The organism is Micromonospora jinlongensis (assembly GCF_013410645.1).
Lineage (GTDB): Bacteria > Actinomycetota > Actinomycetes > Mycobacteriales > Micromonosporaceae > Micromonospora > Micromonospora zamorensis.
The window spans coordinates 5,803,860-5,829,027 of sequence record NZ_JACCHK010000001.1 but is presented as its reverse complement, the minus strand read 5'-3'; the positions used below and the strand labels follow the sequence as shown (position 1 = coordinate 5,829,027).

General features: G+C 71.5%; 19 protein-coding genes. 7 read left to right on the top strand and 12 right to left on the bottom strand.

Annotated features, from left to right (window positions below; genetic code table 11):
- Nucleotides 1-35: 35 nt before the first annotated feature.
- The 5 genes from HNR22_RS26260 to HNR22_RS26240 all read left to right on the top strand — a co-directional run bounded on the left by HNR22_RS26260 (nucleotide 36) and on the right by HNR22_RS26240 (nucleotide 5,561).
- Nucleotides 36-638, top strand: a complete 603-nt coding sequence (locus tag HNR22_RS26260; protein ID WP_179782592.1) for a PadR family transcriptional regulator — start codon at nucleotides 36-38, stop codon at nucleotides 636-638.
- A complete protein-coding gene (locus HNR22_RS26255) occupies nucleotides 635-1,369 on the top strand; it encodes an ABC transporter ATP-binding protein (RefSeq protein ID WP_231927249.1) in 735 nt (244 codons plus the stop codon). The genes HNR22_RS26260 and HNR22_RS26255 overlap by 4 nt, the downstream gene beginning before the upstream one ends.
- Before the next feature lie 29 nt (nucleotides 1,370-1,398).
- A complete protein-coding gene (locus tag HNR22_RS26250) occupies nucleotides 1,399-4,149 on the top strand; it encodes an FtsX-like permease family protein (RefSeq protein WP_179782591.1) in 2,751 nt (916 codons plus the stop codon).
- Between the two features lie 84 nt (nucleotides 4,150-4,233).
- A complete protein-coding gene (locus HNR22_RS26245; RefSeq protein ID WP_179782590.1) occupies nucleotides 4,234-4,734 on the top strand; it encodes a nitroreductase family deazaflavin-dependent oxidoreductase in 501 nt (166 codons plus the stop codon).
- Nucleotides 4,735-4,826: 92 nt separating this feature from the next.
- Nucleotides 4,827-5,561, top strand: a complete 735-nt coding sequence (locus tag HNR22_RS26240; RefSeq protein WP_179782589.1) for a nucleotidyltransferase domain-containing protein — start codon at nucleotides 4,827-4,829, stop codon at nucleotides 5,559-5,561.
- 6 nt (nucleotides 5,562-5,567) lie between these two features.
- Here HNR22_RS26240 and HNR22_RS26235 read toward each other — a convergent pair whose 3' ends face one another.
- Nucleotides 5,568-6,281, bottom strand: a complete 714-nt coding sequence (locus tag HNR22_RS26235) for a VIT1/CCC1 transporter family protein (protein ID WP_088946695.1) — start codon at nucleotides 6,279-6,281, stop codon at nucleotides 5,568-5,570.
- Nucleotides 6,278-7,135, bottom strand: coding sequence for a type I methionyl aminopeptidase (map, locus tag HNR22_RS26230; RefSeq protein ID WP_099851267.1), 858 nt, complete (start codon nucleotides 7,133-7,135; stop codon nucleotides 6,278-6,280). The genes HNR22_RS26235 and map overlap by 4 nt, the downstream gene beginning before the upstream one ends.
- Before the next feature lie 95 nt (nucleotides 7,136-7,230).
- Between map and HNR22_RS26225 the strand changes: the two genes are divergently transcribed.
- Nucleotides 7,231-7,545: an STAS domain-containing protein gene (locus HNR22_RS26225; RefSeq protein ID WP_179782588.1), complete on the top strand. Its 315-nt coding sequence runs from the start codon at nucleotides 7,231-7,233 to the stop codon at nucleotides 7,543-7,545.
- Nucleotides 7,546-7,566: 21 nt separating this feature from the next.
- Here the strand turns inward: HNR22_RS26225 and HNR22_RS26220 are convergent, their stop codons facing one another.
- From HNR22_RS26220 to HNR22_RS26195, 6 genes are all read right to left on the bottom strand, one after another.
- Nucleotides 7,567-11,226: a SpoIIE family protein phosphatase gene (locus HNR22_RS26220; protein ID WP_179782587.1), complete on the bottom strand. Its 3,660-nt coding sequence runs from the start codon at nucleotides 11,224-11,226 to the stop codon at nucleotides 7,567-7,569.
- Between the two features lie 192 nt (nucleotides 11,227-11,418).
- Nucleotides 11,419-11,970 (bottom strand): pyridoxamine 5'-phosphate oxidase family protein, encoded by a 552-nt coding sequence (locus HNR22_RS26215; RefSeq protein WP_179782586.1) that lies wholly within the window; start codon nucleotides 11,968-11,970, stop codon nucleotides 11,419-11,421.
- Nucleotides 11,930-12,727, bottom strand: coding sequence for a gamma-glutamyl-gamma-aminobutyrate hydrolase family protein (locus HNR22_RS26210; RefSeq protein ID WP_343059970.1), 798 nt, complete (start codon nucleotides 12,725-12,727; stop codon nucleotides 11,930-11,932). The genes HNR22_RS26215 and HNR22_RS26210 overlap by 41 nt, the downstream gene beginning before the upstream one ends.
- Nucleotides 12,724-13,491 carry a 3-oxoacyl-ACP reductase gene (locus HNR22_RS26205; protein ID WP_179782585.1) on the bottom strand — a complete coding sequence of 256 codons (768 nt, stop codon included), beginning with the start codon at nucleotides 13,489-13,491 and terminating at the stop codon, nucleotides 12,724-12,726. The genes HNR22_RS26210 and HNR22_RS26205 overlap by 4 nt, the downstream gene beginning before the upstream one ends.
- Nucleotides 13,492-13,496: 5 nt before the next feature.
- Nucleotides 13,497-14,852, bottom strand: a complete 1,356-nt coding sequence (locus HNR22_RS26200; protein WP_179782584.1) for an aldehyde dehydrogenase family protein — start codon at nucleotides 14,850-14,852, stop codon at nucleotides 13,497-13,499.
- 126 nt (nucleotides 14,853-14,978) lie between these two features.
- A complete protein-coding gene (locus HNR22_RS26195) occupies nucleotides 14,979-16,343 on the bottom strand; it encodes a glutamine synthetase family protein (RefSeq protein WP_179782583.1) in 1,365 nt (454 codons plus the stop codon).
- Nucleotides 16,344-16,434: 91 nt separating this feature from the next.
- Between HNR22_RS26195 and HNR22_RS26190 the strand changes: the two genes are divergently transcribed.
- Nucleotides 16,435-17,580, top strand: a complete 1,146-nt coding sequence (locus HNR22_RS26190) for a PQQ-dependent sugar dehydrogenase (protein WP_179782582.1) — start codon at nucleotides 16,435-16,437, stop codon at nucleotides 17,578-17,580.
- Between the two features lie 66 nt (nucleotides 17,581-17,646).
- Here HNR22_RS26190 and HNR22_RS26185 read toward each other — a convergent pair whose 3' ends face one another.
- From HNR22_RS26185 to HNR22_RS26170, 4 genes are all read right to left on the bottom strand, one after another.
- A complete protein-coding gene (locus tag HNR22_RS26185; RefSeq protein WP_179782581.1) occupies nucleotides 17,647-18,060 on the bottom strand; it encodes a hypothetical protein in 414 nt (137 codons plus the stop codon).
- 5 nt (nucleotides 18,061-18,065) lie between these two features.
- Nucleotides 18,066-22,481, bottom strand: coding sequence for a polymorphic toxin-type HINT domain-containing protein (locus tag HNR22_RS26180; protein ID WP_179782580.1), 4,416 nt, complete (start codon nucleotides 22,479-22,481; stop codon nucleotides 18,066-18,068).
- 272 nt (nucleotides 22,482-22,753) lie between these two features.
- Nucleotides 22,754-24,307, bottom strand: a complete 1,554-nt coding sequence (locus tag HNR22_RS26175) for an amino acid permease (protein ID WP_179782579.1) — start codon at nucleotides 24,305-24,307, stop codon at nucleotides 22,754-22,756.
- Nucleotides 24,308-24,658: 351 nt separating this feature from the next.
- Complete coding sequence (locus tag HNR22_RS26170) at nucleotides 24,659-25,159, bottom strand: DUF456 family protein (RefSeq protein WP_179782578.1); 501 nt, start codon at nucleotides 25,157-25,159, stop codon at nucleotides 24,659-24,661.
- Between the last annotated feature and the right edge of the window lie 9 nt (nucleotides 25,160-25,168).

The following is a 25,168-nucleotide window of genomic DNA, read 5'->3' as shown; positions in this document are numbered from 1 at the left end:
GCGGTGCGCATACCAGGTATGCATACTCCGTTGCCATGTCCATCCGTCACGGGTTGCTCGCCCTGCTCGAACGCGGCCAGATGTACGGCTACCAGCTGCGCGCCGCGTTCGAGGAGTCGACCGGCTCGACCTGGCCGCTGAACATCGGGCAGGTCTACACCACGCTGTCCCGGCTGGAGCGGGACGGTCTGGTGCGCCCGCTGCCGGAGAGCGAGGCCGGGCAGCGCCCGTACGAGATCACCGACGCTGGCCGGGCGGATCTGGCGCTGTGGTTCGCGACCCCGGTCAGCCGGACCGACCGGCCCCGCGACGAGCTGGCGATCAAGCTGGCGTTGGCGCTGACCACCCCCGGCGTCGACGTCCGCTCCGTGGTGCAGGCCCAGCGCAGCGCGACCATGCGGGCCCTGCAGGAGTTGACCCGGTTGAAGTACGGCAGCAACCGACCGGAGGACCTCCCCTGGCGCCTCGTGCTGGACTCGATGGTGTTCCAGGCCGAGGCCGAGGTGCGCTGGCTGGACCACTGCGAGACGAGCCTGGTCCGGCACCAACCCAGTGACCCGGCACCCGCCCCTCCCCGACCGGGTGACGCCGACGCACGTGCCGCTGCCAGATGGGCCGGCGAGGAGGCGCGACGGTGAGCGGCTCGGACGACGCGGTGCTGGAACTCCGCGCCGTCCACCGCACCCACGGCGCCGGACCGGCGGCGGTGCACGCGCTGCGCGGCGTCAGCCTGGCCGTCCGGCCCGGTGAGCTGGTCGCCGTCATGGGACCGTCCGGCTCCGGCAAGTCGACGTTGCTGGCCCTCGCCGGAGGGCTGGACCGCCCGACCGGCGGCGAGGTCCGGGTCGAGGGACAACCGCTGGGGGCACTGGACCGCCGCGGGCTCGCCCAACTGCGTCGCCGCCGGATCGGCTACATCTTCCAGCAGCTCAACCTGCTGGGCAGCCTGAGCGCACTGGAGAACGTGGCGCTCCCCCTGGAACTCGACGGCACCAGCGGACGCCGGGCCCGGGCGCTGGCCATGGCGGCGCTCACCGAGGTGGGTCTGCCCGCCCTGGGTGACCGCTTCCCGGACCAGCTCTCCGGCGGACAGCAGCAGCGGGTGGCCATCGCCCGCGCACTGGTGGGAGAACGCCGGCTGGTGCTCGCCGACGAGCCCACCGGAGCACTGGACTCGCAGACCGGTGAGGCGGTGCTGCACCTGCTGCGCCGTCGGATCGACGCGGGCGCCGCCGGCGTGCTGGTCACCCACGAGGCGCGACATGCCGGCTGGGCCGACCGGGTGGTGTTCCTCCGCGACGGGGTGCTGGTCGACACCACGGCACCGTTGGGCAGCGTGGAGCAACTGCTGTCCGGCAGCGACCGGTGACCATCCGCCGGACGAGGCGGGCCCCTGGCGTGGTCGACGCCCCCACTGCGGAGCCGGTCGAACCACCCGCGCTCGTCGGCCGACGGCGGATCGCCGAGCTGACCGGCTCCTGGCGGACGGCGCTGCGCATCGCCCGGCGGGAATCCCGGCGGGCCCGACGACGGACCGCCCTGGTGCTCGCGATGATCGCCCTGCCGGTGGCGGTGCTCGCCTTCCTGGCGGCGAGCTACGACATGGCCGAGCTGACTCCGCAGGAACGCGTCGACCGTCAGCTCGGCGTGGCCGACGCGGAGCTGCGCTGGATCGCCGACAATCCGGTGGGACAGGACGAGCGGGGTGAGGGCTGGTACACGCGGGACGACACGTACCTGCCTCCCGCGAAGGCCACCGCGGCCCAGTTGACCGCACTGCTCGGGCCCGGCAGCCGGGTCACCGAGGTACGCACGTACATCACCCTGACGCTGCGGGGCCCACACCGCGACGAGGACGTGACCGGGCGCGCGCTGGACCTCGGCGACCCGTTGGCCCGCGGGCTGGTGCGGTTCCGGGCCGGCCGGGCGCCGCAGCAGCCCGGCGAGGTCGCCGTCAGTCCGGCGGCGCTGCGCCGCCTGGACCTCCACCTCGGCCGTGCCGTCGCCGTGGCCGACGGAAGCCGGGCGTACACAGTGGTCGGGGTGGTCGAGTTCCCCGACGATCTCGGCCCGGTGGTGGCGTTGCACCCGGGCGCCGCCCCGCAGACCGGTCCCGAGACGGACAGCGTGTGGCTGGCGGACGTACCCGGAGCCGTCGACGCCCCCCTGGTGTCCCGGCTCAACGACCGGGGGGTGGTGGTCACCCCACGTCTCCCGGCCGACGCGGCGACCGACCAGAACTGGTCGTGGCTCGGCTCGATCAACCTCGGTGACACCAACGACCTCAGCACCGGCGTGCTGATCGCCGGCCTCGGGCTGCTTGAGGTCGTACTCCTGGTCGGGCCGGCGTTCGCCGTCGGCGTCCGTCGCCGTCGGCGGGATCTGGCGCTGGTCGCGGTGGCCGGCGGGGACGCCGCCCAGCTCCGCCGGGTCGTGCTGGCCGACGGAGTGGTGCTGGGTGTGCTGGGCGCCGCCGCCGGCCTGCTCGTCGGTGTCGGCGCGGCGTTCGCCGGTCGTCCCCTGGTGGAGCAGTACGTGTTCGGCGCCCGCTTCGGCGGGTACCGCTGCTGGCCCGCGGCGCTGGTGCTGCTCGGTGGGGTCGCGGTCCTGGCCGGGGTGCTCGCCGCGCTGGCACCGGCCTGGTCGGCCGCCCGGCAGGACGTCAGCGCCGGGCTCACCGGGCGACGTACCCCACCGGTGTCCCAGGCCCGCTGGCTTGCCCTCGGCCTGGGACTGGTGGCCGGCGGGGCCGGGCTGGCGGCGTTCGGGGCCGCCCGAACCTCACCGGCGGTGATCCTCACCGGCCTGATCCTCGGCGAACTGGGCCTGGTCTGCTGCACGCCCACGCTGATCGGGGCGCTCGCCCGCCTCGGTCGGGTGTTGCCACTGGCCCCACGGATCGCGTTGCGCGACGCCAGCCGCAACCGGGCCGCCGCGGCGCCGGCCATCTGTGCCGTGATGGCCGCAGTCGCCAGCAGCGTCGCTCTCGGCGCGTACCTCGCGAGTGACGGCGAGCGCGACGCGCGCGCCTACCAGCCGGCGCTGCCGGCCGGCCACGTGCGGGTCGACCCGATCGAGTCGGCCCGGCAGCCCACGCTGATCCAGGTCGCCGCCGCGGCCCGGGAACAGTTGGGCACCAGCGCTGTCGCCCCGCTGCACACGCTGGGCTGCGGGCCGACGGGCACCGACTACTGCGAGGTCACGCCCGTGCTCCCGGTGGAGCAGGCCTGCCCCTGGCAGCCCCGGGACGGCCTTCCCGAGTCGGACCGCCGGCAGGCCCGCGCCGACCCCCGCTGTCGTATCCGTGAGGCGGACTACTTCGGCGGGTACGTGCAGTCCGGGGTGGACGACGGGACCGCTCTGCCACTGCTCACCGGCGCGGACCCGGCGACGACAGCCGCCGCCGCGGTGGTACTGCGCGCCGGTGGCGTGGTGGTGACCGACCCGCGCTACCTGCACGACGGCCTGGTGACCGTACGCGTCAACGAGGTGGAGGCCGGGCCGGACCGGCCGGCCGCCGTCCGCGACCTCCCGGGGTACGCGCTGCCCCGGGCGGTCGGCCCGCCCCGCCTGCTGCTGTCCGGGACCGCGGCCAGACAACTCGGCCTGAGCTGGTCCCCCGGCGGCTGGGTGATCGGCACCACCAGTGCGCCCGACGAGGACCATCGGAAGCGCTTCGCCGCCGCCCTGCGGTCCTTCGGGACGGTCTCGCTGAGCGTGGAGTACGGCGGTGCTCCCCGCGACGTGTCACCGCTGCTGCTGCTCCTCGCGGCGGCGGCCGGTGTGATCACGGTGGGGGCGGCGGGGATCGCCACCGCGCTCGCCGCCGCCGAGGGGCGCGCCGAGCTGACCACCCTCGCGGCCGTCGGCGCGGCACCCGCGTTACGCCGGCTGCTGGCGATCTGCCAGGCCGGGGTCATCGCCGGGCTCGGTTCGGTGCTCGGCATCGTGGCCGGGCTCGGCACCGCCGCGATCGTGCTGTTCTCGGTCAACCGGCAGTACGCGGACGACTGGCCGTTGGCCGACCCGTACCCGATCCTGGTGCCGTGGCCCGCGCTCGGGGTCCTGGTGCTGGTGCCGGTGGTGGCGATGCTCGGCGCCGGCCTGTTCACCCGCGCCCGGCTGCCGATCGAGCGGCAGATGGACTGACCGCCACCCGGTGGCCGGCCGGTCGACGATCCGGGCGCGTACGGGGGGTGCCGACAGATCCCGGCAGCGGGCAGACTGGTCCGCGTGTCAGTGCTGGGAACTCTCACCCGTCGAGTTGGTCATCACCGCTGGTTCGGTGCCGCCGCGCGCCTGCTGGTGCCCGCCGACCGGGTGGTCGGTCGGCTCACCCGGGGCCGGGTGGTGGCACTCGGCCTGATCCCGTCCCTGGTCATCACCACGACCGGCCGCCGCTCCGGCAAGCCACGCAGCAACCCGCTGCTCTACGTGCCCGACGGCGACGCGTACGTGGTGATCGGTTCCAACTGGGGGCAGACCCACCAGCCGGGCTGGGCGATGAACCTGCTCGCCGATCCGGTCGCCGAGGTGGACGTGAAGGGCCTGCGGGTCCCGGTGCGGGCCGACCTGGCGTCCGGGGCCGAACGCGACCGGCTGTGGCAACTGCTGGTCACCGAGTGGCCCGCCTACCGCACCTACGTGCAGCGGGCCGGCGGCCGGGAGATCCGCATCTTCCGGCTGGTGCCGACCGGGCGCGGCGCACCGGCCGGCCCGCCGCCGGCTGGCTAGGCTGACGCTCGGTAGCCGAGGCGAGGTGGTCCCGTGAGCGCGAGGAGTGAGCCGGGCTTGCGAGCCCCGCAGTCGCGAACAAGAGCGGTCCCGTGAGCGCGAGGAGTGAGCCGACTGCCGACCGGGACCTCGATGATCGACGGTGGACGGTCGCGGAGCGGGTCGCCGAGGCGGTCCGACGGCGGTTCCCGGCGGACGTGCTCGCGGTCGCGGTGCACGGCCCCCTGGCGCACGGCGACGACGACGGCGGTGGGGACCGCGAGGCGGGGATGCTGGTGGTCACCTACCGGTCCGGCGCGGGTCCACCGCCCGCGACCCGGCGGGTGGACGGGGTGCTGGTCGACCTGACCGTGGCCGCCGCCGAGGACTACCTGGCGCAGGCCCGGGTGCTCTCCCCGCTGTGGCCGTTGACCGCCGACCGGTACGTGACCACGCAGGCGTTGCACGACCCGACGGGCTGGTTGCGGACGCTGCGCGACGAGCACCTCGGCCGGTTGGCGAGGGCCCGGCCGGCGGAGTTCAGCACCGCGGCGCGGCAGGCCTGGTACAGGGGCAGCGCGGCACATGCCCGGGCCGCCCGACTGGCCGAGTGGTACGAGACCGACCAGGCCCTGCTGATGCTCGGTGAGGCCCGGTTGGCGGCGGCCACGGTGACCGGGTTGCTGAGTCGCACCTACTTCCGTGACCCCGGGGACGCGGTACGACGCACCGGGTTGGCCGGCGCGGACATGACCGAGGTGGGCGTGGTGCTGGCCCGGCAGGCCGAGGAGCTGGCCGCCCGTGGTCGTGGGGTGGACGGCACGATCGACGAGCTGCTCACCGGTTGACCGGTGTCACAGCCCGCCCTGCACGCCGATCAGCGAGCCGATGAGATAGGTGGCGCCGGCCGCGGCGGCACCCAGCAGCAGCTGGCGTAGGCCGCTGGTCCACCAGGGCCGGTTGGTGAAGCGGGCCACCACCGCACCTGCGACGAACAGCCCGAGCCCGCCGACGGCCAGTGCCAGCCACAGTTCGGTGGCGCCGAACAGGTAGGTCAGTAGCGGGACCAGTGCACCCAACGAGAAGAACAGGAACGACGAGATCGCCGCGGCCCACGGGCTGGGCTGGTCGTCGGGGTCGACCCCCAGCTCCTCGCGGACGTGCACCCGCAGCGCCTCCTCCGGGTCGCGCCGCACGGCTTCGGCGACCTGGGTGGCGAGATCGCGGGGAAGGCCGCGGGCCACCCACGCGTCGGCGAGCTCCCGGGCCTCGGCCTCGGGGTGCCGTTCCAGCTCCCGTCGCTCCTTGGCGACTTCGGCGGCGACCTGTTCGTTGGCGGAGCGCACGCTGGTGTACTCGCCGAGCCCCATCGAGATCGCACCGGCGACCAGGCCGGCGGAGCCGGTGAGCACGATGCTGTGCGACGACACCCCGCCGCCGCCGACGCCGGCGATCAGGGCGATGTTGGTGACCAGGCCGTCCATCGCGCCGAAGACGGCCGGGCGCAGCCAACCGCCGGAGACGTCCGCGTGGTGCGCCTCGCGCAGGGCTGCCGGGGCGTCGGTCACGGCAGGGTCAGGATCTCGTGACCGCTGTCGGTCACCACGATGGTGTGCTCGAACTGGGCTGTCCACCTGCGGTCCTTGGTGACCACGGTCCACCCGTCGTCCCACATGTCGTACTGGTAGGTGCCGAGCGTGATCATCGGCTCGATGGTGAACGTCATTCCCGGTTCCATGATGTCCGTGGGGCGCGGGCTGTCGTAGTGCGGAACGTAGAGCCCGCTGTGGAAGGACTCGCCGATGCCGTGGCCGGTGAAGTCGCGGACCACTCCGTAGCCGAACCGCTTGGCGTACGACTCGATGACCCGGCCCACCACGTTGATCTGGCGGCCCGGGGCGACGGCGCGGATGCCGCGCATCATCGCTTCGTGGGTGCGCTCGACCAGCAGTCGGGCTTCCTCGCTGACCTCACCGACGCAGAAGGTGGCGTCGGTGTCGCCGTGCACCCCACCGATGTACGCGGTCACGTCGACGTTGATGATGTCGCCGTCCTGCAGGACTGTGGAGTCCGGGATGCCGTGGCAGATGACCTCGTTGAGGCTGGTGCAGCAGGACTTCGGGAAGCCCTTGTAGCCCAGCGTCGACGGGTACGCGCCGTGGTCGCAGAGGAACTCGTGCACCACCTTGTCGATCTCGTCGGTGGTCACGCCCGGCTTGCAGTGCTCGCCCGCGAGCTGGGTCGCCTGGGCGGCGAGCCGGCTGGCGATCCGCATCTTCTCGATGGTCTCCGGCGTCTGCACGTGCGAGCCGCGCCACTCCTGTGGGCGCTTCTTGCCCACGTACTCCGGTCGGGCGATCTGGGACGGCACCGGTCGCAGCGGGGAGAGCGTGCCTGGTGTCAGCGGCGGGCGAACGGTCATGCGACAAGCCTATCGCCGGGGCCGCTGGTGACCCGCGCCACGGCCGCCCGGGAGTGGTTGTTGCCCAGCCTGGTCGGCTGTGCCATGGTGTCAGCGTGGATCAAGGTGGAGCGCCGCCAGTCTTCTCCGCCAGCGCGGAGATCGATGGTGACCACCTCCACGTGGTGGTGGCCGGTGAGGTCGACATGGCCACCGCCGACACCATGCTCCAGACCGCGCTACGCGAACCCGCCGGGCAGATCACCCTGGACCTGAGCGCGGTCACCTTCTTCGACTCGGCCGCCATCCATGCTCTGGTCCGGCTCGCCCAGCAGTTTCCGGGCGCACTCACCGTCCTGCCGTCCCGGCAGGTCCGCCGGGTGTTGGAGATCTCCGGCCTGGGTGAGCAGACCTGGCTCGACCCGGCCTGAGAGACGCCGCCGGGCGCACTGTCAGTCCCGCAGCTGCCTGCGCAGCGTCACCTCGGTGCCCTCATCGGTACGCCGCACGGTGAGGTCGCCCAGTGCCCTGATCAGGGCCAGGCCGCGCCCCCGGAACCCGGAGTCGGTCGACTCGCGCCACTGCCCGCTGTCGCGCACGGTGGCCGTCACCGTCCGATCCTCGATGGCCACCTCCACGCTGATCATGGCCTCGGCCGGGTGGATCGGGTGCTCGATGGCGTTGGCGGCGGCCTCAGAGACCGCGACGGTCAGGTCGAACACGTCCGTCTCGTCGACAGCGTGCGCGACCAGGAAGTCCTCCAGACGCTTACGCAGCACACTCAGCCGCGTCGGGTCCGCCGGTAGACGCAATGCGAAACGGTTCAGCTCCACCGCCTCCAGTGCGAGGACCGCCACGTCGTCGCGGCGCGGCCGACCGGCGACCCGCTCCACCACCGCGTCGATCAGGTCCGCCATGTGCTCGCTGGGGGCCGCCGCGTCGACGCGCAGCTGGGCCATCCCGGCGTCGATGTCGAGCTGGCGGTCCTCGATCAGCCCGTCGGTGTAGAGCAGCAGCCGGCCGCCGGGCGCCAGCTCCCCCTCGACCGCCTCGTACGTCGCGCCCGGGATGGCGCCGACCGGTGGACCGAGCGCGCGGTCGTGCAGGAACGTCACGTCGCCTCCCGTGATCAGCAGCGGCGACGGGTGGCCGGCGCTCGCGTACCGCAGACGGCCGGTGCGCGGGTTGAACAGCAGACAGACCACCGTGGCGAAGGATCGACGTTCGGTGGACACGACCAGCCGGTTGAGGCGGGTCAGCGACTCCCCCGGGTCGTAGCCCTCCAACAGGTACGCCCGCAGCGCGTTGCGTAGTTGCCCCATGGCCGCGGCGGCCTGGACACCCTTGCCCACCACGTCGCCGATGACCAGCACCAGTTCGTCGTCTTCGAGGGCGACCGCGTCGTACCAGTCGCCGCCGACCTCGACGTCGGCGCTGCCGGGCAGGTAACGGCTGGCCACGACCGCTCCCGGCAGCCGAGGCAGCGACCGGGGCAGGAGGCTGTGCTGCAACGTGCTGGCGATGCGGTGCTCGGCCTCGTAGAGCTGGGCGTTTTCCAACCGCACCCCGACCAGGCGGGCCAGCTGGGTCAACGCGGCCTCGTCGGCCTGCGTGTCATCAGCTGCCGGCCCCCAGACCCGCAGCTCACCGAGCGGCTTGCCGGTGGTGCCGGCCAGCTCGGCCACGAAGGACGGGTCGGTGGCGGTGGCGCCGCCGGTGTCCGCCTCGGCACGAGCGCCGGTCGCGCTGATCAGCACCCGGGCGGCCTCGGCGAGGCTGAGCGCGTGCCCGGCGGCGACCTGGAGCACGTCGCCGGTCGAGCGGGCGGTGTTGACATCCACCGCCGCGTCGGCCAACGCCCGGAGCCGACGGATGAGCTGGCCACGGAGCTGACCCAGCTCGACGTTGGCCCGGACCCGGGCGATCAGCTCCTGGCCGGTGAACGGCTTGGTGAGGTAGTCGTCGGCACCGACGGACAGACCGGCGACGGCCTCCGCGGAGCCGGCCCGGGCGGAGAGCAGCACGATCGGCACCTGACGGGTGCTCGGGTCCGCGCGCAGCGCGCTCACCAGCCCGAACCCGTCCAGCCGAGGCATCATCACGTCGGCGAGCACCAGGTCGAACCCGCCCTTGCGGGCCAGCGACAGGGCGGCCAGCCCGTCGCTCGCGGTGACCACCTCCCAGGTGGGCGAGAGCAGCCGGGTGACGTGCTCGCGCAGATCCACATTGTCGTCGACGACCAGGATCCGACCGGCCGGGGTGGCCGTCGTCGGTCGGCTGTCAAACTCGGCTGCCGGCTCGACGCCGGTCCACAGTGCGGTCTCCGCCACGTAGAGCCGGGCCTGCTCGGGCTCCCCCGCGGGTAGCGGGCGGAACGCCACCACCCGGTCCGCGGGCAGGTGGGCCGACCCGAACGGCACGGTCACCGTGAAGGTGCTGCCCCGGTCGACCTCGCTGGTCAGCCCGACCTCACCGCCGTGCATCTCAACCAGCTCCCGGACCAGTGCCAGACCGATCCCGGTGCCCTCGTGGGTGCGTGCGCGAACCCCCGGCACCCGGTGGAACCGCTCGAAGACGTGCGGCACCTCATCCGGCACGATGCCGATGCCGGTGTCTGTCACGTCCAGCCGTGCCACGCCGTCCACGGCCCGGACCCGCACCCGGATCTCGCCGTCGAAGGTGAACTTGACGGCGTTGGACACCAGGTTGAGGACGATCTTCTCCCACATGTCCCGGTCGACGAAGACCGGTGCCGGCAGCGGCGGACAGTCCACCACCAGCCGCAGCCCGGCCCGCTCGGTGGAGGAGCGGAAGGTGCTGGCCAGCCGGGCGGTGTAGCCGGCGAGGTCGGTGGGCTGATAGCGGGCGGCGAGCCGGCCGGACTCCAGTCGGGAGAAGTCCAGCACGGTGTTGACCAGCTTGAGCAGGCGCAGCGCGTTGCGGTGCATCATGGTGAGCCGCTCGGTGTCGGCAGCGGGCAACGCCGGGTCGGCCAGCATGTCCTCCAGCGGGCCGAGCACGAGGGTCAGCGGGGTGCGGAACTCGTGGCTGACGTTCGCGAAGAAGTTGGTCTTCGCGCGATCCAATGCCGCCAGCTCGGCGGCGCGAGCCCGTTCCTGCTCGTGAGCCCGCTGCGCGCCCGCCGCCCGGGAGATCTGGGCGGCGACCAGGTCGAGAAAGTCGCGGTAGTCGTCGTTGAGCGGCAGCTGGCGGGCCACGCCGACGACCAGCGCGCCGACCGTCTGGTTGGTCGCCGTGAGCGGCAGCACGAGGGCCTGGTCGGCGGCGTCGGCCGGCAGTGGATCGAGCAGCTCGGCCACCTCGACCGTGGCGGGCGCCCCATCGGCGACCACCCGGGCGAGCAGTTGGGACGTGACATCGACGGCTGGCGGGGCGGCGCCGACGGCGCCGGCCAGGGCGAGCTGGCCGCTGTCGTCGGCCAGGTAGATCAGGACGAACGGCACGTCGGCCCGGTGCCGGCCGAGCACCGTGGCGGCGGTCCGGCCGAGTTCGGCGCCGCTGCCCATGTCGTTCAGCTCAGCACCCAGTTCGGCGAGCGCCCGCAGCCGACGCTCGCCGAGCACCCGCCCGGTGGTCTCGTTGACGATGCAGTAGACGCCACTGACCGAGCCGTCGTCACCCAGGATCGGGTCGTACGAGACGTTGAAGTAGGTCTGCTCGACGAAGCCGTACCGGTCCAGCAGGAAGGGGTGGTCCTCGCCGCGGTAGGAACGCCCGGTGCTCCGGACGCCGTCGAGCAGTGGGCCGAGCACCGCCCAGGTCTCCGCCCAGTGCTGGCGGGCCGGCTGGCCGATCACGTGCGGGTGCTTGGCGCCGATGGTCGGCCGGTAGGCGTCGTTGTAGAAGGCGGACTGCTCGTCGCCCCAGAACATGACGATCTGCGCGCTGGAGGAGAGCATCATGCCGACCGCATTGGAGAGCGCCAACGGCCAGCGACCGGGCTCGCCGAGCGAACTGGTGGCCCAGTCGAAGCTGCTCAGCCGCTCGCCCATCTCGCCACCGGCCGCGAACGCCGCTGCCAGCATCGGGGGGATCTCGCGGCCGGACGCGACGGAATGCCCGACGTCCGCGCCCCCCTGAGCCGAGCTCATGCAGCCTCCCGCTCCGGCCGTACCCCTCGGCCGTTGATCTTCACCCGCCGTGCCTCGACTTGTACCCAAGCGGACCAGCAACGTAACGCATCACCTCAGGCGGACGCTGTTTACGTACGCCTGAGCGGTCGGGCACCGGACACCGCGAGCCCGGGCGGCGTCGGACGGGGGTCGCGGGAGCGCCCTGACAGGTCAGAAGACAGGCAGCCCGTCGATGCTCGCCGCGTTCCTGGTGGCCCGGTAGGCCACCAGGTCGTCGGCCGTACGACGCGAGTGTGAGGTGAGCAACAGATCACGTTCGGCGCGGAAGTCCATCAATGGCACCGCGTAGCCGCAGGAGTCGCTGACCCGCTCCACCTCGACCGTGATCACCGCCCGGACGGCGTGCACGTCCGGCGGTGCGGGAAACTCGGCGAGCCGGTCGGCGAAGGCATCCTCGGTCACGGCGACGCTGCTGCCCCGACCGTGCAACCGGACGATCTTCGGCGGCCCCTCGAAGGCACAGAACATCAGCGTGATCCGGCCGTTGTCCCCCAGGTGGGCGATGGTCTCCGCCCCGCTGCCGTGGTAATCGAGGTAGGCCACCCGGTGCGCCCCGAGGATCACGAACGTGCCCCGCATGCCCTTCGGCGAGACGTTGACGTGGCCCTCCGCACCGGACGGCGCGGTGGCCACGAAGAAGACCGCCTGGGCCGCGATGAAGTCACGCAGTCGAGCGTCGATCTCCGGATAGACCTTGCCCATGCGCCGATCCTCCCACCGGCGGCACCGGCGCGCGGGGGCGATGTCCGTCACACCCGCCGCCGATCCGCTGGCCAGCGGCCCCGACCAGGGCGGTGATCGGACGAGGATCCAGCTCGTTCTCCGGATGCCACTGCACGCCCAGCACGAACGGCCGGGCCGGGTCCTCCACCGCCTCGACCACGCCGTCCTCCGCCCAACCCGTCACCGACAACCGGCCCGGGTCGGCGACCGCCTGGTGGTGGTACGAGTTGACCCGGTCCACCCCGGTCAGCACCGTCGCGGCCAGGCTGCCCGGCACGAACCGCACCGGATGGCTGCCATACACACCGGGCGCCGGGCGGTGTGCCTCGTGACCGACCACATCGGGCAGATGCTGGTGCAGTGTGCCGCCGTAGGCCACGGCGAGCAGTTGCATCCCCCGGCACACCCCCAACACCGGCAGCTCGGCGGCGAGCGCGGCGGTCAGCAGGGTCAACTCACCGGCGTCCCGGTCCGGCCGGTCCTCGGTACGCGGGTCGGGCCGCTGGCCGTACCGCCCCGGACCCACGTCGGCGCCACCGGCCAGCAGCAGTCCGTCCAGGACGGCCACCACCTCGCCGTCCACGTCGTCCGGGGGCAGCACCACCGTTCGGCCACCCGCCGCCGTCACCGCCCGCACGTACGCCGCCGGCACCAGCACGGCCGGCACGCCCCTCCAGACCGCCCAGTCGGCCGGTTCGACGTACGCGCTGATCCCGATCAGCGGCCGACTCCTCACAGCGGGGTGACGTAGGCGCCCGTGATGCCCCCGTCGACCACGAACTGCGCGGCGGTCATGAACGAGGCGTCGTCGCTGGCCAGGAACGCCACCGCGGCGGCGATCTCCTCGGGTTGCCCGAAGCGGCCCATCGGCACGTGCACCAGCCGGCGGGCGGCCCGCTCCGGGTCGGCGGCGAACAACTCCAGCAACAACGGGGTGGCCACCGGGCCGGGGCAGAGCGCGTTGACCCGGATGCCCTCGCGGGCGAACTGCACACCCAGCTCCCTGGTCATCGCCAGCACGCCGCCCTTGCTCGCGGTGTACGCGATCTGCGACGTCGCCGCGCCCATCAGCGCCACGAACGAGGCCGTGTTGATGATCGACCCCTTGCCCTGGCGGCGCATGTGCGGAATGGCGTACTTGCAGCACAGGTAGACGCTGGTGGTGTTGACCCGCAGCACCCGCTCCCACGCGTCGAGGCCGGTGTCCAGGATGGAGTCGTCGTCGGGCGGCGAGATGCCGGCGTTGTTGAACGCGATGTCGACCCGGCCGTGCCGGTCGACCACCCCGTCGAACAGGTCGCGTACCGCCGACTCGTCGGCGACGTCGGTGCGGACGAACTCGCCGCCGCACTCCTCGGCGGCCTTCTCACCGGCCGCCACGTCGATGTCCACGCAGACCACGCGGGCCCCCTCGGCGGTGAACCGCCGGACGGTGGCCAACCCGATGCCGCTGCCCGCTCCGGTGATCACGGCCACCCGGTCCTGCAATCGACCCTGCACTGGCGTCACTCCTCTGTCGCGATGAACACGTTCTTGACATCGGTGAAGGAGTGCAGCGCATCCGGGCCCAGCTCACGGCCGAGCCCGGAACGCTTCATCCCGCCGAACGGGGTCCAGTAGCGCACCGAGGAGTGCGAGTTGACGCTCAGGTTGCCCGACTCGACCGCGCGGGCCAGGCGCAGGGCCCGACCCACGTCCCGGGTCCAGATCGAGCCGGAGAGCCCGTACTCGGTGTCGTTGGCGAGCCGGACCGCGTCGGCCTCGTCGTCGAACGGCAGCACCGAGACCACCGGGCCGAAGATCTCCTCCCGCCAGTGCCGGTCGGCCGGCGAGTCGGCCAGCAGCACGGTGGGCGCATGCCAGAACCCGGGGCCGTCGGGGCAGGAGCCGGTGAAGGCGACCTTCGCCCCGGTCAGGTAGCCGGCGACCCGGTCGCGCTGGGCCGCGGAGATCAGCGGACCCATCTCGGCCGTGTCCCGGGACGGGTCCTCCACCCGCACCGCGCGTACCGCTGGTTCGAGCAGTGCCAGGAAGCGGTCGTACACCGGGCGCTGGACCAGGATCCGCGACCGTGCGCAGCAGTCCTGGCCGGCGTTGTCGAAGACCGCGCCCGGCGCGGTCGCGGCGGCGCGCTCCAGGTCGGCGTCGGCGAACACGATGTTCGCGCTCTTGCCGCCCAACTCCAGGGTGAGTCGCTTCACCTGGGCCGCGCAGCCGGCCATGATCCGGGTGCCGACCTCGGTGGAGCCGGTGAAGCAGATCTTGCGGACCGCCGGGTGGCTGACGAACCGCTCCCCCACCACCGCGCCCTCGCCCGGTACGACGATGAACACGTCGTCGGGCAGGCCTGCCTCGCGGGCCAGTTCGGCCAGCCGCAGCGCGGTCAGCGGGGTCAGCTCGGCGGGTTTGAGCACCACGGTGTTGCCGGCGGCGAGGGCCGGGACGAACCCCCAGGCCGCGATCGGCATCGGGAAGTTCCAGGGGACGATCACGCCGACCACGCCGAGCGGCTCGTGGAAGGTGACGTCCAGCCCGCCCGGCACCGGGATCTGCCGCCCGGTCAACCGCTCGGGCGCCCCGGCGTAGTAGTCCAGGACGTCCCGCACGTTGCCGGCCTCCCACCGGGCGTTGCCGGTGGTGTGGCCGGAGTTGCGGACCTCCAGCGCGGCCAGCTCGTCCAGGTGCGCGTCGACCACGGCGGCGAACCGCCGCAGCAAGCGTGCCCGGTCCCCGGGAGCCACCCTCCGCCACGCCTCGAAGGCGGTGGCCGCCCGCGAGATCGCCGCGTCCACCTCCGCCACCGAGGCCCCGGCCACGTCCTGAAACCCCACCCCGGTAGCCGGATCCACAACCAGAGTCACACCCCCACCCGCCCCTCGTTGTCGATCATGGAGTTGTGGTGCCTCACGGAAGCCGCAATCTGCCGCACTCCGGGCACCACAAGTCCATGATCGACGCGGCGGGGCGCGTGGGCGCGGCGGAGCGCGTTACAGGCGTTCGAAGCCACGGGTCATCTCCCAGTCCGTCACCGCCGCGTCGAAGGCGGCCAGCTCCACCCTCGCCTGGTTGGCGTAGTGGGCCACCACCTCGTCGCCGAACGCCTCCCGGGCAACCGTGGAGCCCTCCCAGAGGGCCAGGGCGTCGCGCAGGGTCCCGGGGACCCGCTCGGCCTCCGGGTCGTCGTACGCGTTGCCGGTGCACTCGTCGCCCAGCTCCAGCTCACTGTCGATGCCGTGCAGCGCGCCGGCGACCAGCCCGGCGATCGCCAGGTACGGGTTGACGTCGGCGCCGGGCACCCGGTTCTCCACCCGCATGCCCTGCCCGTGCCCGACCACCCGCAGCGCGCAGGTGCGGTTGTCCACCCCCCACCGCAGCGCCGTCGGGGCGAACGATCCGGGCTGGTAGCGCTTGTAGGAGTTGATGTTCGGGGCGAAGAGCAGGCTGAACTCCCGCATGGTGGCCAGCAGCCCGGCGAGCACCCGCTGCCCGGTCGGCGACAGGTGCGCCGGCCCGTCGCCGAGCATCGCCGAGCCACCGCTGCTGTCCCGCAGGGAGAAGTGGATGTGGCAGGAGTTGCCCTCCCGCTCGTTCGGCTTGGCCATGAAGGTGATCGACATGCCCTCCTGGGCGGCGATCTCCTTGGCGCCGTTCTTGTAGATCACGTGGTGGTCGGCGCAGGCAACCGCCTCGTCGTAACGGAAGGCGATCTCGTGCTGGCCGAGATTGCACTCGCCCTTGGCGCTCTCCGGGGTGAGCCCGGCAGCGGCCATCTCGGTGCGGATCCGACGCAGCAGTGGCTCCACCCGGGCGGTGCCGAGCAGGGAGTAGTCGACGTTGTATTGATTCGCCGGGGTGAGATCGCGATAGCCGCGCCGCCAGGCGTCCTCGTACGAGTCACGGAACAGCACGAACTCCAGCTCGGTGCCGGCGTACGCGGTCAGCCCGTGCTCGGCCAGCCGGTCCAACTGCCGGCGCAGGATCTGTCGGGGCGAGGCGACCACGTCACCCGAGCCGTCGAGCCAGGTCAGGTCGGCCAGCAGCATCGCGGAGCCGGGCTGCCAGGGCGTGCGGCGCAACGTGCCGAAGTCCGGCACCATCGCGAAGTCGCCGTAGCCGCGCTCCCAGCTCGACATCGCGTACCCGTCGACGGTGTTCATGTCGACGTCCACGGCGAGCAGGTAATTGCAGCCCTCGCTGCCGTTGGCCACCACCTGGTCGAGGAAGAAAGGCGCGTGGAACCGCTTGCCCTGCAGGCGGCCCTGCATGTCGACCAGGGCCAACACCACGGTGTCGATCTCGCCGGCCTCGACAGCGACCCGCAACTCTTCCAGCGTCAACGGCGTTCTGCTCATGAGCGGGCCTCCATCACCAAGGTCTACTGGCAAACCGGATCACCGTCAATGCCCCCGGCGTGGTCGGCGGCAAACCACGCGAGGAGTTGTCATGCGTCTTCGAGCAGTTATCGCCGTCGTCACTCTCGCCATCTCGCTCGGCACGGCGGTGAGCGCCGAGGCAGCCGTCCGTCCGCCGGACGGGTCGGTCACCGCTGCCGGTGCCGAAGGGTTCGACTTCGCCCAACCGGAGGTCGTCGCGACCGGGCTGGAAGCCCCCTGGGGGCTCGACTTCCTGCCCGACGGCAGCGCCCTGGTGGCCCAGCGCAACCAGGGCACCGTGCTGCGGGTCCGACCCGGCCAACCGACGGCGCAGGTCGCCCGGATCGCCGGAGTGGTCGGCGGCGGCGAGGGAGGCCTGCTCGGCCTGGCCGTCTCGCCCCGGTACCGCCTGGACCGGTGGGTCTACGTCTGCTTCACCACCGCGTCCGACATCCGGATCGCGCGGTTCCGGCTGAACGCGCCGCAACGCCAGCAGGTGATCTTCAACGGGCCCGTGCGGGCGTCCATCCACAACGGTGGACGGATCGCCTTCGGCCCCGACGGGATGCTCTACGTCGGCGTCGGTGACGCCGGTGTCCCGGCCAACGCGCAGAACCTGGCCAGCCGCAATGGCAAGATCCTGCGGATCCGGCCGAACGGTGGCGTCCCGGCGGGCAACCCGTTCCCCGGCTCGCCGGTGTTCAGCTACGGCCACCGCAACGTGCAGGGTCTGGCCTGGGACGCGCAGGGCCGACTGTTCGCCACCGAGTTCGGCCAGGCCACGTGGGACGAGGTGAACCGCATCGTCCCGGGCGGCAACTACGGCTGGCCGGTCGTGGAGGGCCCGAGCAACGATCCCCGGTTCCGTGCCCCGGTGGTGGTCTGGCCTCCTGCGCAGGCGTCGCCGAGTGGTGCTGCCTTCGCAGGCGGCACCCTGTTCGTCGCCGCGCTGCGGGGAGCCCGGTTGTGGACCGTCCCGATCAGCCCCGCCGGGACGGTCGGGACACCGTCCGCCGAGCTGGTGGGCGCCTACGGTCGGCTCCGGACCGTCGAGGTGGCTCCGGACGGCTCCCTCTGGGTGGCCACCAGCAACCGCGACGGCAACGGCACGCCGAGGCCACAGGACGACCGCGTCCTCCGGTTCACGACCGGCGAGCGGCAGCCGCCGCCCGCCGGTCGTGCGGGTTTCCGTCCTGCGGACCCGGCGCAGCCCTGATCCACCTACCGGTGGATCAGGGCTGCCTTCGCCGCCGTGCTCGGCCGGACCGGCCCCACTCTCACGTCACTTCACAGTCCCCATCGCCACCACGACGTCCTCCTTGCCGGTGTGTGACCAGAACACCGGCTCGTCCGAATAGCTCAGTTTCGCCTCGGCCCAGAGCGGGTGCGACGAGACCACGAACCAGTCATGGCTGCGGGACAGCAGATAGATGTCCCAACCGGGCTCAAGAACCAGTCCGTGCAACTCCGTCAGACGGCGCGTCTGCTCCGGATCTGCCCTCCGCAGCCACAAGCCGCGCAGCACGAAGGGTGTGCAGAGGTATTTCACGTCCTGGAACAACACCTCAAGCCGGTGCTCGTGCGTGGAGTTGGCATCTGCCTGAAGCCACACCTGGGTGTGGGTCCGACTCACGTGAGTGATCTGAAACAGCCGGTCCGGGGCTTCAAGCTCGGCGGTGATGTCATTATTGATCATAAATCTCACATATCCTTGAATTCTCGCCAGCCGGCATCCGTCGTCGGGAGCTTGCTCCACAGATCGGCGGAGATATTCTCGCCGTTCAGGAAGAACTGGACAGACTTCCTGTCTCGTCCGCCGTCGGCCGGCCCGAGGATGATCGCATTTATCAGCTGCGCCATCTCCCAGCTCGTGCCCTGACCGGCCATCGCGTTCTCCGGACTCATGCTCTTTCCGCGTCGGACCGCGGTACGCAGCTTGAGGAACGCGTCGTCGCCACCGTCGAGCCCGTCCAGTGTGACGTAGATCTTTACACTCGGATCCTTGATCGCCGCCTTCACCATTCCGATCCACAGCGGCAACTTGTTGTTGGTGTCCGGGTCCATGTCGCCCCACGGAGAGCCGTTGTACGTGGTGACGTTGAGGCCGTCCTTGTTGAGCAGGTCCCGGAGCGCGTCGCTACCCAGCCCTTCCGACGGACCGTTCAGGCCCAGCACCACATCCTTGCAGCCACCATTGTGCACAAGGATCGGCGTCTCACCGGCGAGCACGTAGTACGTGTGCGTGCGGTGCACGGTGAGGTTGAACATCGTCCGGTGGCCCGGGTGGGTACGCACCGTGGTGACGCGGGCGTCGCTCCCGTCGGGGGTATGCAGGACGGTGCCGGGCGCAAGCTCCCCCGCACCGGTCCAGCTGTGGGTTGCCGGAACGAAGAAGGGATGCTTGGGCGTGGTGCGCAGGACGGCACGCTGCCCGGTGGGCTGCCAGACGGTGAGCTCGGTGAGCTCGGTGTCGACACTCCTGATCAGGTCAACGACCGGTTCGCCGCGGCTGCTGCCGGTGAGCGAGTCGGTGGCGAGCACCCGATCCCCCACCCGCACGTCGGCGATGGGCTTGCTGGTGCCGTCGGCGAGCAGGACGGGAGTTTCGGGCGCGAAGCTGTTCCCGCCCGCCAGACACGAGGGCAGACGCTTGAGTTTCGCGAGGGCGAGAGTGAGCAGCGAGATCTCCGCCTCAGCCACCTTCGCGGCGCGGCTGAGTTCGTAGAGCTGCTTGGCGGCCTTGAAGCCGGCCCCGACGAGCTTGGCGATGCCGGCGAACGCCAGCGCCTCCAGCGCGATTCCACCCAGGTGTAGCAGAGTGTTGGCCAACGACTGGTCGCCGTTGAAGTACTTGTAGATGTTGAGGCCGACATCGCCGATGTCCAGCAGGGTGCCGGCGACGATGCCGCAGACCAATGTCGCGACGCAGCCGATACCGACAGCGATCGCGATGGGAATCAGCGCGGCCGTGATGCCCTTGAGAGTCTCGGTGATCATGACCAGCGTCTGGTCACCCGTGAACTCCGGGGTGAGCACCGAGGCGAGGCAGTTCTTGCTGAGCTGGCTGCCCTCGGGATAGACGCTGCAGTAGGCGGAATTGCTGTACGCCCGTTTGGCAAGCTCGACGGGGTCGGCAATGACGTTGGAGACGCAGTTTCGGTACCAGTCGCCCTGGGTGCCGGCCAGGAATCTCTCGATGTCCGACGCCGGGCCGGAGGCGTACTCGGCGTGACACTTGCCGATCTCCGCGCCCCTGACCGACAGGAACTTCCCGTACGCCTCCTCGGCTGCGGCCTGAGCCTCTTCGGCACTCTTACCGGCGGCGAGCGCCGAATCCAAGGCGCGATTGGCCGAAGCACGTGCCTCGTTGGCGGACTGGATGGCCTGCTCGTGGGAAGCAACGGCCCAGGCCGCGGAACGGATTGCACTGCGAGCCGAGGCGGCGGCACGGGTCGCAGCGGCCTTGGCGGTCTGAACCGCGATGGCCGCCTTCTCGGCTGACTGACTGGCCTGGTTGGCGTACTGAGCGGCCTGTGCCGCATAGCCGGCGGCCTGCTGTGCCGACAGGGCGGCCTGGCTGGCGTAGTTCGCAGCGGCCGCCGCGTCCTTACGAGCCTGGGCTGCGACGGACTGCGCCTTCAGCGCGTTCTCGGTGGCGGTCTTGGCAGTCTGGTTGATCCGCTGCACCAGGCCCGCGGCCACCGCCAGGTGAGCGGCAGCGTCCTGGTCCCGCTCAGCGGCGGCATAACGGCCTTCGTCGAGGAACTGCCGCAGCCCTGGGGGTGGACCGTCCAAGGCGATCTGCGCTGCGGCCTTCACCTCGGGGCCGCTGTCCGGGCTGGCCAGGATCGTGTTGACCTGAACCCGCTGCCCGACCGTGGCGGCCCGGTACTGACCGGCGGCGATGAACTCCCGCAGCACCTGCCCGTCCCCGGAGTCCAGTGCCACCTGCGCCTGCTGCGCCAGATAGGTGTCACCGGCGGTCTTCGCCGCGGACAGGATCTGGTTCACCTTGAGCCGGTCCTGCGTGAGACGGCCGGAGTAGTTCTGCGTCTGTAGGAACTGCGACACCTGCGCGTCGCTGCCCGCGAGCGCCGCGAGCGCCGCGTCGCGCAGCGCGGTGTTGTCGGTGATGGCCAGGTCCCGTAGCGTGACCCGGTCGTCCTGCCCGGCCGCAGAGGCGATACCGGTACGGACGAACTCCATCACCTGCAGGTCACCACCGGCCAGCGCGGCCTGCGCGGCCTGCCTGGTCCAGGCACCACGGGAGCTCATCAGGTTCAAAGCGGCCTTGCGCCCGGCGGTGACCGCGACAGCGGGATCGGTGGCCGGGTTGACCGCCTCGTCGACCAGCCGGTTGGTCTCCGCATCGCGCTGCGCGGCCTGCACCGCGTCCCACTTGGCCGCTGCCTGCGCCTGGTCGTACAGCCCGCTGGCCTGCCGGGCAGCCTCGACGCCCTGGTCCAGCATGACCGCGATGCGCTCCGCGTCTGCCGTCCGCGCCGCGTTGTACACCTCGATCGCCTGGCCGGCGGTCTCCGCCGCGGCCTGCGCGGCCGCAGTCGCGGCGTTGGCGGCCTCGGTCGCTCGCTGTGCGGCTGTCGCGGCATCACCGGCATGATTCGCCGCGTCGATGGCTGCGTCTGCGGCCTGCTCCGCATGCTGCGCAGCTCGGTTCGCCGCGTCCCTCGCACGGAACGCGGCCTGCGCGGCCACCATCAGATAGTTCTGCGCGGCGTCGGCCGCCCGCAGCGCCCGATCGGCGTCCGCCCGCGCCTGCTTCGCGGCCGCCACCGCCGCCGAGGCGTCGGCGCCGGCCGCGTTGGCGTACCCGGTCGCCTCGTCGTTGGCGTCCGACGCGTGCTTCGCCTCCAGCGCCGCCAGGCGGGCTGCTTCCACCGCTCCCAGGCCCGCCTGGATCGCCTGCCCCGCCAGATGCGCGCTGGTTGCGAGATCCCGCGTCAGCCGCGCATTGTCCTTCGCCTCTTGCGCGATGATCCGGGCCGCGTCCGCCTTCGACGCGTCCGTCGCCGCGTTCGCCGCCGCGTTGTAGGCCTTCGTCGCCGCCTGCTCCGCCTTCGACGCGGCCGACGCCGCGCGTTGGGCGGCGGCAGCAGCGGCCCGGGCCGCCCGCTGCGCCGAGGCTGCCGCCTGCACCGCCACCTTCGCCGCAGCCGCGGCCTTCTGCGCGGCCACCGCCGCTCGCTTGGCCTGCGCCGCCGCCTCTCGCGTGTCGTTACGCGCCGCATTGGTGGCCGCGGCGGCTTGTTGCGCCGACCGGCGGGCCGCCGCAGCGGCCTCCTTCGCCCGCGCTCCCTCGTCGACCGCCCGCTGTGTCTCCTGCGCCGCTACCTCGCCCTGCGCCTGAGCCTGGGCCTGCAGCGCCGTCAACGATTCGGTCTCCTGGTCACGGGCCGCCGCTACCGACCACCCGTAGGCCAGGAATGACTCCAACGCCTCCGGCGTGCCCGCATCGAGCGCCTTCTGCCCCGCAGCCTTGACCGCGGTCCCACCTGACGCCATTGCCTGGTTGACCCGCACCCGCTGATCTACCAGCCACCGCGACTGCCAACCGGCATCGACGAACTCACGCCACACCGACGGGTCCGAGGTGTCCAACGCCTGCTGCGCGGCCGCCTTGACCTGAGCCCCGCCGGCGGCCATCAACTGGTTGACCTGGACCCGCGCGTCGGTGTCCGACGGCTGCTGCCAGCCGTAGTCGAGGAATCGGCGTATCGCGTAGGCGTCGCCGGCATCGGCCGCGTTCAGCGCCGACTGCGCCGCCCCGCGAACCGACGGGCCGCTGTCAGCGATCACCGCGACGACGGCGTCTCGGTCGTCCAGCCGCTGAGCCTCCTGCCACTTGCCCTCGATGAACGCCCGCACCTGTTCCGGCGAGCCGACCAGCGCCATCTCCGCGGCGGCACGTACCTGGGCTCCGCCGTACAGCCATGCCTGCACCACAGGTGCCCGGTCGACCGGCGGAGGCAGCGGATCCTCTGCGCGGGCCGGGGTCGGGTGCAGCAGGGACGCCAGCACGGCCAACGCGGTGAGGCAGGCCAGCACGGCCTGCCACCGTCTGGTCGTGCCGAGCCGACGAGGTACGACGAGCGGCATGGACGATTTCAGGATCACTTCAGTCCCCCGTGGACTAAGACGTGGAAGTGGACGACAGATTCCTCGACGATCGAGGGGCCTCAACCGAGCCGGCCCGCAACTTGCGAAAGAGAAGCTCGCCGATTTGCCGGCGGTGGCAATCTATAAGGACTCGGCGGGTCCCGTGATCCCGCCAAATGTGAGACAGAGCACAGCATTCAGCTCGGCCGAGGACGGCCACGAGTGCCTCCGCCCTGAGCCGGGCGGAAGCCCCGCGCGTCGACGACTACCGATCAGTCGCTGCGTTCCTCGACGGTACGGACGGGTCCGGTGAACCACCTGCGGGCCGAGGCGTACCACCAGACCGCGACCACCAGCAGCACCCCGCCGACGGCGAGTGGCGCGTAGTTGACGGCCGACCAGGTGAACCCGTCGTTGCCGGGCACTCCGGCGGGCACGATCGGCAGCACGAAGTAGACAGCGATGACGGCGATCTCGATCACCGCGATCCAGCCGAGCAGCTTGTACTTGCGGCCGAGCGTCCACGGCCCGGGCACGAACCGGTCGCCCATCCGCAGCCGCAGGGCGATCGGGATGAGGAAGGACAGGTAGAGCCCGAGCACCGCCACCGAGACCACCGCGTAGAAGGCGACCGGAATGCCGGCCGAGCTCTCGTAGAGCGCCGGCAGGGTCAGCACCAGGCCGGCCAGGGTCGCGCCGATGATCGCGTTGACCGGGGTGCCGTTGCGGTCGACCTTCGACCAGAGCCGCCACCCGGGCACCGCCCGGTCGCGGCTGAACGCGTAGGCCATGCGGCTCATCGAGGTCACGCAGCTCATCCCGCAGAAGAACTGGCCGATGGTGGAGATGATGATGACGATCTTGAAGAAGACCGGCGTCAACGCGGACTCGAAGATGGCACCGGAGAAGCCACCCGCGGCGTTGACCGCCTCGACGTCGGTGGCCGCGAAGAGGAACGCCAGGAGCAGGATCCAGCCGCCGACAGCGGAATAGAAGATCGACTGCCAGAGCCCTCGCGCGGCGGCCTGCGAAGCGCCCCGGGTCTCCTCGGAGACGTGCGCGCAGGCGTCGAAGCCGGTGATCGTGTACTGGGTCAGCAGGAAACCCAGGGGCAGCACGTAGAACCAGAACGTCAGCCCGCCGACGTCGCCGTCACCGAAACCGGAGTTGTTGAAGCGCTCGGTGAACACGAACTGGAAGCTCTGGTGGTTGTCCGGCACGAAGATCAGGATGGCCACCACGACGGCCGCGCCGGCCACGTGCCACCAGACCGAGACGTTCTGGAGTACGTCGATGATCCGGTGCCCGAAGATGTTGATCAGCCCGTGCAGCACCAGGATGATCACGAAGAGGACGAACGCCTGCCGCAGCGTCCCGGCCCAGCCGTCGAAGAGCGCCGACAGGGTGAGGTTGAGGAACGTCGCGCAGCCGTAGTCCACCGAGGCGGTGACCGCCACCAGGCCGATGAGGTTCAGCCAGCCGGTGAACCAGCCGTGCACCGGGCGACCCATGGTGGCCGCCCACCAGTAGATCCCGCCCGCGGTCGGGTACGCCGAGACCAGCTCGGCCATGCAGAAGCCGATGATCAGGATGAACAGCGAGATCAGCGGCCAGCCCCAGGAGATGGCGACCGGCCCGCCGTTGTTCCACGCCTGACCGAAGGTGGTGAAGCAGCCGGCCAGGATCGAGATGATCGAGAATGAGATGGCGAAGTTGGAGAAGCCACTCCACTTGCGGCGCAGCTCCTGTTTGTAGCCGAGTTCGGCGAGCCGTCGGGCGTCGTCGTCCATCGGTTGCTCGGCGGTTGGCACGGGGGTCGTTGCCACTGCACACCTCCCTGAGGTGGTTCCGCGTGCGAGTGGGCAAAGTGTGATCCCGGGCGATCAAGACGGTCAATACATACTCGGCGGGAATGTCACCGCCGGCGGCTAATTGTGTTGCCCCTGCGGCCACCCCGGCCGCATCCTTGAGCCCGTGACCAGCCCGTTCGCGACGGGCTCACCCCCGGGCGCTCGGACCGCCCGGACCGCGGCGGCGCGGGGCACACCTCTCTCTCACGTACGGCGATCCGCCGTACCCGACCAGTGCCCCGCGCCCCCACCACGCCTCGTGATCAAGAGCTTTGCGTCAGTTTTTCGGCCTTCCATGACGCAAACTTCTTGATCACGCGAAATGGATCAGGTCAGGAGGAGGCCGGTCACCCAGAGGGCCGCTACCACGAAGCCGGCCAGGAACTCCACCAGCATCGACAGACCGGCCGCCTTGAGCGCCTGCACGGTGGACGGCCAGGCGAGCTGGTTGCTGCCGAGCCGCAGCCGCTCCGCCGCCCACACCCCGGCGACGAAGCCGAGCACCAGCCCCACGACCGGCACCACGAAGAACCCGACGATGCCGAGCACACCGCCGGCGAGCAGTGTGGACGTCGGCACACCGGTGCGCTTCAGGTTCCGGCCCGGCCACGCGTACTTGATCACGGTGCCGCCCGCCACGACCACCGTGGCAGCGGCGAACACCGCCCAGCCCACCATGCCCGCACCGCCGAAGACCGCCCAGACCAGCACACCACCCCAGCACAGCGGCAACGCCGGCAGGCCGGGCACCACCACGCCGGCCAACCCGGCCAGGATGGCCAGCCCGGCCACCACTGTCACCACGGTCTGCGAGTCCGTCAGGCTCACGTCGCCACC